The organism is Megamonas funiformis (genome assembly GCF_010669225.1).
Classification (GTDB): domain Bacteria; phylum Bacillota; class Negativicutes; order Selenomonadales; family Selenomonadaceae; genus Megamonas; species Megamonas funiformis.
This window is the reverse complement of the sequence record NZ_CP048627.1, coordinates 382528-394937: the sequence shown is the minus strand read 5'-3', so window position 1 is coordinate 394937 and position 12410 is coordinate 382528. Positions and strand designations below refer to the sequence as shown.

Here is a 12410-nt window from a genome sequence, read left to right as displayed (position 1 = left end):
AATAGCCATACATAAATATGACTATTTAAAAATCGTAATTTAAGGAGTTGTAATTTAAATGGAAAATATTAAAAAAGTAGTCCTTGCTTACTCTGGTGGTCTTGATACTTCCGTTATCATTCCATGGCTCAAAGAAAACTATAATGGTTGCGAAGTTATCGCTGTTTGTGCTGATATCGGACAGGGTGACGAATTAAATGTTGTTCATGACAAAGCTTTAAAATCTGGTGCTTCTAAAGTTTATATTGAACATTTAACAGAAGACTTCGTAGAAAACTATGTATTCCCAACTTTAAAAGCTAGCGCTGTTTATGAAGGTAAATATCTTTTAGGTACTTCCTTTGCTCGTCCACTCATCGCAAAACGCCTTGTTGAAATCGCTAAAGAAGAAGGCGCTGATGCTATTGCTCATGGTGCTACTGGTAAAGGTAATGACCAGGTTCGTTTCGAACTTTCTGTAAAAGCTCTTGCTCCAAACATCAAATTAATCGCTCCATGGCGTGAATGGGAACTTCGTTCTCGTGAACAAGAAATTGCTTATGCTGAAAAACATGGTATTCCAATCGCTATAGAAAACAAAACTTATTCCATGGATAGAAATATCTGGCACTTAAGCCATGAAGGTTCTGACCTTGAAGATCCTTGGAACGCTCCAAAAAATAGCATGTACTTAATCAGTAAAGCTCCTGAAAATGCTCCTGATGAAGCCGAATATGTAACAATTGACTTTGAAAAAGGTATTCCTGTTGCTGTAAACGGCGAAAAACTTGCTCCTGTTGCACTTCTTGAAAAATTAAATGAAATTGGTGCTAAAAATGGTGTAGGTATCACAGATATCGTAGAAAACCGTCTTGTTGGTATGAAATCCCGTGGTGTATATGAAAACCCAGGCGGAGCTATCTTATATGCTGCTCATCAAGAACTTGAATATCTTTGCCTTGACCGTCAAACTCTTCATTACAAAGAAACAGTTGCTATCAAATATGCTGAACTCGTTTATGATGGTATGTGGTTCTCCCAACTTCGTGAAGCTCTTGCAGCATTCGTTGATGCAACTCAAGAAACAGTTACTGGTACTGTTAAACTTAAACTTTATAAAGGTAATATTTGCCCAGCTGGTGCAAAATCTCCATACTCCCTCTACAGCCAAGAATTCGTAACATTTGAAGAAGACGATGTTTACAACCAAGCAGATGCTACTGGATTCATCAATCTCTTTGGTCTTCCACTCAAAGTTCGTGCATTAATGAAAGAACAAGCAGGTTTAAAATAATGGCTGAACAAATGTGGGGCGGTAGATTCGCCAAATCTACAGATGAAATGATCAATGAATTTCAGGCTTCTATTAACTTTGACAAACGCATGTATCATGAAGATATAGCTGGTAGCATAGCTCATGCTACCATGCTTTGCAAAGTTGGTATCTTGACTGAAGAAGATAAAAATAATATCATCTCCGGCTTAAAAAATATTTTAGCTAAAATTGAACAAGGTGATTTTAATTTTTCTGTTGACCTTGAAGATATTCACATGAATATTGAAAAACGTCTTACAGAAGCTATCGGTGAAGCTGGCGGTCGTCTTCACACTGCTAGAAGCCGTAATGACCAAGTAGCACTTGATACCCATATGTATGTACGTCGTGAAACAGTTGAAGTTATTAATTTAATCAAAGAATTACAGACTGCTTTAACTGAAACAGCTACAAAATACAAAGATGTAATCATGCCTGGTTATACTCACCTTCAACGTGCACAGCCTATTTTATTCTCTCATCATATGATGGCATATTTCTCCATGCTCAGCCGTGACTTCTCCCGTTTCAAAGGTGTTTATGAACGCTGTGATATTATGCCACTTGGTGCTGGTGCTCTTGCTGGTACAACTTTCCCTATTGATCGTGAATTCGTTGCTAAACAGCTCAATTTTGATGCTATTTATGCAAACAGCTTAGATGCTGTAAGTGATAGAGATTACATCATGGAATTTTTATCCGCAGCTTCTATTCTCATGATTCACTTAAGCCGTATCAGCGAAGAAATCATCTTCTGGTGCTCTCGTGAATTCTCTTTCGTAGAATTAGATGATGCTCATTGCACTGGTTCTAGTATGATGCCACAGAAAAAAAATCCTGACGTATCCGAACTTGTTCGCGGTAAAACAGGTCGTGTAATTGGTCATTTAATGGCTATGCTCACAACTGTAAAAGGCTTACCTCTTGCTTATAATAAAGATTTACAAGAAGATAAAGAAGGTTTATTTGACGCTATTGATACTATCAAATTCAGCCTTGCTGTATATGCTCAATTAATCCGTGGCATGAAAGTTAGAAAAGATGTAATGCTTAAAGCTGTTCGTGAAGACTTCTCTAATGCTACTGACCTTGCTGATTATCTTGTAAAAAAAGGTATGCCATTTAGAAAAGCTCATAGTGTATCTGGTCATGCTGTTCATTACTGCATTGAAAATAACAAATGGCTTGAAGATTTAACTATGGACGAATTCAAACAGATGTCTGATTTATTTGAAGAAGATATCTATGAAGCTATTGCACCAGAAACTTGCGTTAAAAACCGCAATTCCTATGGTGGAACATCTTATAGCCAAGTAGATATGCAACTTGCTCTTGCTGATAAAATCTTAGCTCAAGAACAAGCTCAATTAGATATCTACAAAGATAAACAAATTAAACTTTAATATCTTTAAATATAGAAAGCACGCAAATTCTATAGATTTGCGTGCTTTTTATTTATAATATCATAATGGCGTATGTATGCTATAATATGAAGAATATTTTTCCTTTTTTTCATTTTTTACTAATAATTTATAAATTATACCCACTATACTTAATCCTAAGAAATTAACTATACCTGGTATAAATATCATTAGCAAATCTCCTGTAATTGCAAAAAAAATTATACCCGAAAAAACTGAGATAAAACTACAAAATATTAATATTAAATTCATCTATTTCACCTCTATACTTATTTACAAAGTGTAATTATACCATACTAGTTAAAGTAGTCAACGTTATTACTAAAAGTTTATTTTTTGAAATTATTTATATTATATAGATAATTTATTAATATCAAAAAAAATAAACTAGTTTAATATAAAAATTTTATACTAAACTAGTTTATCAATAAATATTTCTATTTTAAATATTTATTTAAAGTAATTTCTACTCCATTTTTTTTAGAAATCATTTCAAGAAAATATCCTTCTATTTTTTCTCCAATACCAGCATCATATAAATTTACACCAAAAATTTTACTATCACTTAATATATCTTCTAATATATTATGGACATTTATTTTATCTCCCAAATTTATATTTCCTAATTTACTTTGTAGTACTTCTAATAATGGATCAGGGCTTATAGAAAATTCATTTCCTTTATCATCTATTCCTAATAAATATCTACACCAAGCAGCTATTGTCAATGGTATATATACTAAATCTTCTGATTTTAAAGTATTAGATTTCATATATGCTTTAATTGTTTCGCCAAAACGAATAGCTACTTTTTGTGATGTATCACAAGCTATACGTTGTGGTGTATCTGGAATTGCTGAATTAGGAAAACGTTCATTTATACACTTTTCAATAAATTCTTTTGGTAAAATTACACCTGGATCTATTACTACTTTCATACCTTCATCATAACCAATTTTTTCTACTAATTTTCTTAATAATGGACTATTCATCTCACTAGAAATAGAGGTATAACCTAATAAACAGCCAAAAATAGCCAATGCTGTATGTAAGGGATTTAAGCAAGTACATACTTTCATTTTTTCCACTTTATCTACTGTAGCTCGATCAGTAAAAATCACACCTGTTTTTTCTAATGCTGGACGACCATTAATAAAAGAATCTTCAACAACAAGATATTCTGTTTTCTCTGCATTTACAAATGGTGCATATTTGCTTCCTCTGCTACTAACAACAAAATCCATATCATTAAAACCATCTTGTTTCAATTCTTCTTGTATTTTTTCTGAAGGATATGGTGTGATTTTATCAATCATTGTACATGGATATGTTATATTTTTTTCAAGATATTGTTGAAATTCTCTTTTTACTAAATTTCTATCTATCCAAATTTTAGCAATATCTAATATTGCATCATGCAATACTATCCCATTATGTGAACAGTTATCCATACTAACTAAAGATACTGGTTTTGCTCCATTTAAATAGCGCTTATACAATAATGAAGTAATCTTCCCCATAAAACTTTTTACTTGGCTTGGTCCCATTTGTAAATCTTGTTTTACAGACTCTAGATATTCCCCATTATCTTTTTTTAACTTATAACCTTTTTCAGTAATTGTAAAACTCATTATTTGTAAACTTCCTGCTATACAAATACTCTCTATCCTTTCCCAATCCACTTTATTTTGCATATCGCAAGTTAAACTTTCAGTAATACTAGCAATAATCTTTTTTTCATTACTTCCATCAGCATTCATAGTCACTAATAAGCTTAAATTATCATGTGGTCGATATATTTTATCTATTATTTCACTATTATTTGGTGCTACTGCGATAATACCACAATCATCTTCTCCCCTATCTAATAAGGATTGTTGTAAATTAGCTATAAAAGCACGAAAAATATTTCCTGGTCCAAAATGAATCCATTTAGGATTTTTTTTAGTATTTTCTTTAACTTGTCTTCTATTAAATAAAGGTAATTTTATATTTGTTTTATTTACTAATTCTTGTGACGTTAAACATTCTTCATTAAAATACATTTGAAAAATCCTTTCTTTTAATTAGAAAAAATGAATGCCTTAACGACATTCATTTTTTGATTACATTATTTTTTATTCAATGCAATTTCTGATTCACTAATATTCAATTTTTTAACATTAATTAACGCACCTAAAGCACCTAGAACTCCAATCGTTCCGGCTAAAATAAATGCAGGTATAAATGAATCAGTTGCCTGAACAATAAAACCTGTAATAGCAGGACCTAAAATACCGGCGCAATTACCTACAGCATGCATTGCTCCACCAATAGACCCCACATTACTACTATCTACAATATCATTTACTACACCCCAATAAATACCACCAGTAAAATATAAAGCAAATACTGATACAGTAATCATTGCTATAATCAAAATAAAATTAGTTGTATTTGCTGCTACAATAACAGCACCTCCAGATATAAGTAAACAAATACCTAAGACCAATCGTTTTGGAGTTAATGGATCTTTCCACTCTCTAGAATCAGTAATTTTATCAGATATAATTCCTCCAATTGCAATAGCTACAAAACCAAAAGTCCATGGAATTACACTAATTAAACTCACTTCTTCCAGACCTATACCTAAACCTTTTTGTAAATAAGATGGAAACCATGTTAAAAAGAAAAATAAAATATAATTATAGGCGAAAAAAGCTAAAGCAGTAAAAATGATAGTAGGTCTTTTTAAATAAAAACCTTTTCTTAAAGTTACTCTGATTTTAGTGGTAGAAATTTTTTCTTCTGCTTTTTGATTAAATTCTTCTGATACTTTAGCAGGTTTTTTATCAACCATTTTATACCAGATTAAAGCCCAAACTAAACCAATTAAAGTTATTACAATAAAAGATTCTCTCCAACCCACATTTAAAGTAATATAACCAACAATTGGTCCAGAAATAGCAGCTCCTAGTGGAGTACCACTAGAACAAATTCCCATTACAGATGTTTTTTTATTGTCAGGATACCATAAATCAATAGTTTTATTCATTGTTGTTGATAATGGACCTTCTGCCATACCAAAAATTATTCTAATAATTAAAATGCTTAAAAACCCTACAGCAAAAATGAGTGCACCACTAAACAATGACCAAACTATTACAGCTACTAATAAAGTATCTTTTGGTCCAAATTTATCAGCTGCCATACCACCAACCAAATTAAATAACGCATAACCTACGGAAAAAGCTGAAAAAATTATACCCATTTCTGAACTAGATAACGCAAATTCTCCAGCAATATGTCCTGCTGATATTGAAAGTGCTGAACGGTCTAAATAATTGATTACACCACAAGCAAATAATAAAATCATTATTATTTTTCGTTTTTTTGCTATATCATTCATAATTCACCTATATTATCCTTTCTTATTCGAAAATAAGTACTGCTTTTTTTACTTTTTCTGGATTTTCTTCTATTAATTTAAAAGCTTCTTTAATATCTGAAAATTTAAATTTATGTGTAACAAGTGCATCATCTTTCAAATAGCCAGCTTCCATTAATCTAATTACTGGAGCAAACTGATAAGCCTGTAATCTTGAACCAACTACTGTTAATTGTTTTTTCATAAAATGAATTTGTGGTATGTTTGATGGCTTTTCATCCATTCCTAATACACCAATTGTTCCTGCAATGGAAACTAAATCAAAACATATTTCAAAAGTTTTAGGTGTACAAGCTGCATCAATTACCACATTAGCCATTTCTCCATCAGTCCATGTTTTTACAGCCTCAATTAAATTTTCTTTACTTGGATTTACCACCATATCAGCACCATTTTCTTTAGCAAAAGCTAATTTTTCATCAACCATATCAGTAACTAAAACTGTTGCTCCCTTTACTTTTGCCATACGTAATATAGTAATTCCAATAGGACCTGCACCTTGTATAACGACTTTATCTCCTGCACTAATATTTGTTCTTGTTGTTACATTTCCTGCAATCGTATATGGCTCTGCTAAAACAGCTGTAGTCCATGGAATATCTTTTTTTATTTTATGCGCCTGTTTTTCAGCAATTACTATATATTCCCTCATACCACCATCTACATGAACTCCCGATACCTTTAATTGTTGGCAAACATTAGGCATTCCTTTTCTACAAGCATAACATTTTCCACAGTAAGTAATCGGTTCTACTACAATATGATCGCCAATCGCTATATTTTTAACATTATCACCTACTGCTTCCACTTCTCCGACCATTTTATGCCCCATAATTCTCGGATAAGTAGCAAATGGATTTGCACCATGAAGTATATGTATATCTGAGCCACATATTCCTACTGCTTTTATTTTTACTAAAATTTGATCATCTCTTTCAATTTGTGGTTTCTCTATTTCTTCTAATCTTAAATCATTTATACCATAAACAACTGCTGCTTTCATTTCATTTCACCTTTCTATTTTATAAATAACTATAGAGATTTGTCTAAAATCCCTATAGTTATCATATTTTAAATTCTATTTTGCACCGTATATTCTATTAATCGAATCCCAAAGACCACAAAGATAATTTGCACCCAATGCTCTATCATATAAACCATATCCTGGTCTACCTTCTTCATTCCAAATCATTCGTCCATGATCTGGTCTAATTGGTCCATCAAAATCTACATCATATAATGCTTTCATAATTTCAAACATATCTAAAGACCCATGTTTAGATTTATGTGCTACTTCGTTAAACACCCAAGGTTCATGTACTTGAATATTTCTTACATGCATAAATGCAATTCTTTTTTTAGCACCAAATTTACGAATAATATGTGGAATATCATTTTTTAAATTAGATCCTAAAGAACCTGTACAAATGGTTAATCCATTACTTTCACTATCTACCATATTAACAATTTTATCTAAATCTTCTTCATTTTTTACAATTCTAGGTAAACCAAATACAGAAATTGGTGGATCATCTGGATGAATTCCCATTTTAATATTACATTCTTCTGCTACAGGTACAACAGCTTTTAAGAAATACTCTAAATTTTTTCTTAATCTATCTTCATCCATACCTTCATATTGTTCAAATAATTTTGATAGTTCTTCTAATCTATCTGGTTCCCAACCTGGAAGTACAAAACCATTAGAATTATCTAATATTTCTCTTGCCATATCTTGAGGACTTTTTCCAGCTATTAAACGATAATCGTATGCTAAAGCTGTAGAACCATCATATAAAGGTAATGCTAAATCTGTTCTTGTCCAATCAAAAATAGGCATAAAATTATAACAAACTACTTTAATACCTGCTTTAGCTGCATTTCTTAAAGATATAATATAATTTTCTATATATTTATCTCTTGATGGTAACCCTAATTTAATATCTTCATGAACATTTATACTTTCGATATCTTTAAAATCTAAATTATATTTATTAGCATCTTCTTTTATTGATAATAAATCTTCTAATGGCCATACTTCCCCTACTGGTACATCAAATAAAGCTCCTACAATTCCATCCATACCTGGGATTTGTTGAATTTGTTGTAATGTGATTTTATCATCTTTCTTACCATACCAACGAAAAGTCATTCTCATGTTATCTAATCTCCTTATTTTTTATTTAAAATAAATCATTAATTTTAAATTTTCTGTCTTTTATTACTTATATACTACCATACAAGTATATCAATTTCAAGTATTATTATAAAAAAATTTCAAAATCAATAAACAATTCTATACTATTATTAATTAAATTCATCTGTTATAATAAAAAACATACATATTACTGTAATTATATATTACTTATATTGTGAGGATTTTTTATGACAACATTAACTTTATCTCTATTTAAAGAAAATGAATCTGTACGTGAATATGCTTATCGTACCTTACGTGAAAACATATTAAAATTAAAGCTAAAACCTGGGGATAAAATATCTGAAAAAGAAATTTCTGATACTTTATCTATAAGTAGAACACCAGTCCGAGAAGCTTTTATTCGACTATCTCAAGAACAACTATTAGAAGTACTTCCTCAAAGAGGAACTTATATTTCTAAAATAAACACTTCTCAAATTGCTGAATTTAGATTTTTACGTGTTACACTTGAACAAGCAGTTATGAAATTAGCCTGTGAAAAGTTTCCCCCTGAATATCAACAAAAAATCATAGATTGCTTAGAAGAACAATCAACTTGTGTAAAAATAAAAAATTATAGTCGCTTTTTTGAATTAGATAATGGAATGCATTCTATCATCTTTTCCGGATGTGAAAAACCTAATATTTGGCAGTTAATGCAAAATACTAATTTAAATTATATACGTTCCCGAGTCTTAGATTTACATTCTAAAAATAATGAAATTGATTTATTATTTACTCAACATCAACAAATAGTAGAAGCTATTTTAAATCATGATTCTGTTTTAGGTAATAAAATAATAACTGAACATATTAATAAAGTTATTGGTGATATTGAAGAATTAAAAACTATTTATCCTGATTATTTTGAATAATAATATATCAAAATAATAAAGACCTAAATAAATTTATAATAAATTTATTTAGGTCTTTATTGCTTAAAGATACAATAATTATAGCTCATCATTTTAAATTATAGTTGTTTTCTTGTCAATTTATATTTGTAATTATCTATTAAAAATCTTCGTTGTGCATCTAAATGATTTATCATTGCATATTTAGCTCCACTTATATCTCCATTTTCAATACAATCAATTATTCTTTTATGAAAAACAATTGTATCTTTACATAAAGTATTATCTGTCATAAAAATATTCTTTTTTATTGAAGAATGTATTACTTGCGTAATTTTGTGAATTATACTATTTCCACTAGCTTTAGCTATAGCTACATGAAAATTTGCATCTTCTTTATAGTAATCTTTTCCCTCATTTATTAAATTTTCCACCTCATAGCAACAATCCTTTATATATTGAATATCTTTTCTTGTTGCAAATTGCGCTGCCATTGCTGCCATTTCTGGTTCAAAAATCAAACGTAACGTTACCATATCAAAAATTATATTTATATCATCACTAATATATTCTAACCCTAAAGGATCTTTACTCATACCTTGTTGTTCTGAAATAAATGTTCCTGAACCTTGTTTTATTGTTATTATATTTTGAGTAGCTAATACTTTTAGAGCTTCTCTTATAGTACTTCTACCTACATTATATTTCGTTGATAATTCTTCAACTGTTGGCAATTTATCATTTGGTTTAAGATTTTCATTTTTTATTAAATTTAATATTTTGTTTATTGTTATATTAACTAATGATGTAGTCATAAAACCACTCCTCATTTACTTAATTAAAATTATTTTATCATAAATATATAAATAAAAATAGGAGCTTATAGAAATGCCTTTCTATAAGCTCCTATTTTATTATGAATTTTACTTTTCAGGTACTTTTATTTGTTCAATTTTTCCTAAATAACATCCATAAATAAGTGCACCAATTACAGCTGTAATACCATAAGTATATAAAGCAATCTGAAATGAATTAGTTGCAGATAAAATAGCTCCTGCTACAATTGGACTTGCTACTCCTCCAAAATTTGCTACACAATTCTGAATTCCTGCCAATTGAGAGCTCATATTTTTAGGAGCAACATCACTTGCTAAACACCATTGCATAGCACCAGTAACAGCACATCCAAAATTAGCTACTGCCAATAAAGCAATTACAATTACATTTGATTCTACAAATGCTGCAAAACCTACAGAAGTTGCTAATAATATACCAATTACTAATAAAGTTTTACGAGTTTTTGTTACAGACCAACCTTTCATTAAAAGTTTATCTGCTAATATACCTGCAATAAGAGAACCACAAACTGCTGCAATAAATGGTACTGAAGCAGCCATACCCATTTGAGAAAATTGCATACCACGTTCTTCTACAAGATATGTTGGAAACCATGTAATAAAAAAGTATAAAATATAATTCAAAATAAAGAATCCTAAACACATTGCTTGAACATTTCTATATTTTAACAATTGGTACCATTTCATTGTTGACTTGCAATTTACATCTTCAATTACAGCAGATCCATCTTGTTCAATATAAGCCACTTCTGCTTTATTTGTATATTTAGATTTACGTGGATCATTATAGAAAAACCACCATAAAATAGCCCAAACAATACCAATAGCCCCAAAAATTAAAAATGGTGCATGCCATGTAAACATAGTAATAAGACCAACAACTACCGGCATTGCAAAAGCATTACCAAATTTAGAAGCACTATCAAAAATGGCAGTAGCCCTAGAACGCTCATGTTTTGGAAACCATTTAGAAACAACACCAACATTACATGGATAAGAACCAGCTTCACCTACACCAAGAAATAGTCGAGCTGTAACAAAACCAAATAAAGAACTACATACTGCAATGCACATTTGAGCAATTGACCACCATGCAACAGCTATTGAATATACTATACGTTGTCCAAATTTATCAGCAATATATCCCATAGGAACTTGTAACAAAGCATATGCCCAGAAAAAAGCTGCCATGATAATACCCATTTCTGTACCATCAATATTAAATTCTTTCATAATAATAGGTGTTGCTGCTGATAATGCAGTCCTATCAACATAGTTTACAGCAACTGCTACCCATAAAAAACCACATACAATCCACCTATAGTTAGTTTTCTTATTTGTATTTAATTCCATAAAAGACCCTCTTTTCATTAAAAAAAGTATTACTGAGCTTTTCTTCTAACATGTATAGCAAAACCACCTATACTATCTTTTAAATAAACGTTAATAATATTCCCCTTGTCATCTTTAGCCCAAGTTTCATTATTGAATTCCACGCCAATACGTTTCAAATATGCAATAGTTCGTGGCATATCAATTGTATCAATGCAAATATGGCCATGTTCGCCTAAAAACGAGCCTTTTACTACCTCTGCTACATCACCACTAAAATATGCACCAGAAGTTTCTCTTTTTTCTTGTAAAAATACATTTCCTAAAGTATTAGCTATATTATTAGCTTCATTAGCATCTTTTGTATTAATACCTACATGTGCCAATTCAAAACCTAACATTTTTTTCACAATAGCTTTGCAAACCTCAGTAATTTCATTCCATTTTTTCTCTTTAACTAATTTTGAAGGAGTCATAAAACTTCCACCAATAGCTCCTACATTAGATAATGTTAAATATTCATTCATATTATTTTCGCTGACTCCACCAGTAGGCATAAATTTTATATCAGCATAAGGACCAGCTAAAGCTTTTAAAGTTTTTACTCCACCATATGCTTCTGCTGGGAAAAATTTACATACTGATAATCCTAAATTCATTGCAGCTTCAATATCACTAGGTGCTACAGTTCCTGGAATTACATCTATATTATTATCTACACACCATTTGACTACATCTAAATTAAATCCTGGTGTCACAATAAATTTAGCACCTTTTTCTACAGCTTCTTTAGCATGTTCCACATCATGAACAGTACCCGCACCTACAAGAATTTCAGGTACTTCTTGAGTCATCTTTTCTATAACAGCACCACCTGCCTCTGTACGGAAAGTAACTTCTGCTACAGGTATACCACCAGCAACTAAAGCTTTTCCTAAAGGAACAGCATCTTCTACATCATCTAATACAATTAAAGGTACTAAACCTATATCAAAAATTTTTTGTATATTCTTACTAATCATAAA

The 12410-nt window shown here is 30.5% G+C and carries 10 protein-coding genes; 3 read left to right on the top strand and 7 right to left on the bottom strand.

Features of this window, described 5'->3' with window-relative positions:
* Positions 1–58: 58 nt before the first annotated feature.
* Together GXM21_RS01840 and argH are read left to right on the top strand one after the other, a co-directional pair.
* A complete protein-coding gene (locus tag GXM21_RS01840; RefSeq protein WP_008538912.1) occupies positions 59–1273 on the top strand; it encodes an argininosuccinate synthase in 1215 nt (404 codons plus the stop codon).
* Positions 1273–2697, top strand: coding sequence for an argininosuccinate lyase (gene argH / locus GXM21_RS01835; RefSeq protein ID WP_008538913.1), 1425 nt, complete (start codon positions 1273–1275; stop codon positions 2695–2697). Before GXM21_RS01840 ends, argH begins: the two co-directional genes overlap by 1 nt.
* Before the next feature lie 455 nt (positions 2698–3152).
* Here the strand turns inward: argH and GXM21_RS01830 are convergent, their stop codons facing one another.
* The 4 genes from GXM21_RS01830 to uxuA all read right to left on the bottom strand — a co-directional run bounded on the left by GXM21_RS01830 (position 3153) and on the right by uxuA (position 8300).
* The gene (locus GXM21_RS01830) at positions 3153–4760 is read right to left on the bottom strand and encodes a mannitol dehydrogenase family protein (protein ID WP_008538916.1); all 1608 of its coding nucleotides are present in this window, start codon (positions 4758–4760) and stop codon (positions 3153–3155) included.
* Positions 4761–4825: 65 nt separating this feature from the next.
* A complete protein-coding gene (locus GXM21_RS01825; RefSeq protein WP_008538918.1) occupies positions 4826–6103 on the bottom strand; it encodes an MFS transporter in 1278 nt (425 codons plus the stop codon).
* A 22-nt stretch (positions 6104–6125) separates the two neighbouring features.
* The gene (locus GXM21_RS01820; RefSeq protein ID WP_008538919.1) at positions 6126–7145 is read right to left on the bottom strand and encodes a zinc-binding alcohol dehydrogenase family protein; all 1020 of its coding nucleotides are present in this window, start codon (positions 7143–7145) and stop codon (positions 6126–6128) included.
* A 75-nt stretch (positions 7146–7220) separates the two neighbouring features.
* Complete coding sequence (uxuA, locus tag GXM21_RS01815; RefSeq protein WP_008538920.1) at positions 7221–8300, bottom strand: mannonate dehydratase; 1080 nt, start codon at positions 8298–8300, stop codon at positions 7221–7223.
* 227 nt (positions 8301–8527) lie between these two features.
* Here uxuA and GXM21_RS01810 point away from each other — a divergent pair, with 227 nt between their 5' ends.
* Positions 8528–9217, top strand: a complete 690-nt coding sequence (locus GXM21_RS01810; protein WP_008538921.1) for a GntR family transcriptional regulator — start codon at positions 8528–8530, stop codon at positions 9215–9217.
* A gap of 98 nt (positions 9218–9315) precedes the next feature.
* Here the strand turns inward: GXM21_RS01810 and GXM21_RS01805 are convergent, their stop codons facing one another.
* From GXM21_RS01805 to GXM21_RS01795, 3 genes are all read right to left on the bottom strand, one after another.
* On the bottom strand, positions 9316–10011 hold the full coding sequence (locus tag GXM21_RS01805; protein ID WP_008538922.1) for a FadR/GntR family transcriptional regulator: 696 nt from the start codon (positions 10009–10011) through the stop codon (positions 9316–9318).
* 108 nt (positions 10012–10119) lie between these two features.
* Positions 10120–11406 (bottom strand): MFS transporter, encoded by a 1287-nt coding sequence (locus tag GXM21_RS01800; protein ID WP_008538924.1) that lies wholly within the window; start codon positions 11404–11406, stop codon positions 10120–10122.
* Positions 11407–11435: 29 nt separating this feature from the next.
* Positions 11436–12407: a bifunctional 4-hydroxy-2-oxoglutarate aldolase/2-dehydro-3-deoxy-phosphogluconate aldolase gene (locus GXM21_RS01795; RefSeq protein ID WP_008538926.1), complete on the bottom strand. Its 972-nt coding sequence runs from the start codon at positions 12405–12407 to the stop codon at positions 11436–11438.
* Positions 12408–12410: the final 3 nt, after the last annotated feature.

Bases quoted from the DNA above. Each gene is read 5' to 3' on its own strand.
- GXM21_RS01840 (WP_008538912.1), top strand. From the start codon at position 59: ATGGAAAATATTAAAAAAGTAGTCCTTGCTTACTCTGGTGGTCTTGAT.
- argH (WP_008538913.1), top strand. From the start codon at position 1,273: ATGGCTGAACAAATGTGGGGCGGTAGATTCGCCAAATCTACAGATGAA.
- GXM21_RS01830 (WP_008538916.1), bottom strand. From the start codon at position 4,760: ATGTATTTTAATGAAGAATGTTTAACGTCACAAGAATTAGTAAATAAA.
- GXM21_RS01825 (WP_008538918.1), bottom strand. From the start codon at position 6,103: ATGAATGATATAGCAAAAAAACGAAAAATAATAATGATTTTATTATTT.
- GXM21_RS01820 (WP_008538919.1), bottom strand. From the start codon at position 7,145: ATGAAAGCAGCAGTTGTTTATGGTATAAATGATTTAAGATTAGAAGAA.
- uxuA (WP_008538920.1), bottom strand. From the start codon at position 8,300: ATGAGAATGACTTTTCGTTGGTATGGTAAGAAAGATGATAAAATCACA.
- GXM21_RS01810 (WP_008538921.1), top strand. From the start codon at position 8,528: ATGACAACATTAACTTTATCTCTATTTAAAGAAAATGAATCTGTACGT.
- GXM21_RS01805 (WP_008538922.1), bottom strand. From the start codon at position 10,011: ATGACTACATCATTAGTTAATATAACAATAAACAAAATATTAAATTTA.
- GXM21_RS01800 (WP_008538924.1), bottom strand. From the start codon at position 11,406: ATGGAATTAAATACAAATAAGAAAACTAACTATAGGTGGATTGTATGT.
- GXM21_RS01795 (WP_008538926.1), bottom strand. From the start codon at position 12,407: ATGATTAGTAAGAATATACAAAAAATTTTTGATATAGGTTTAGTACCT.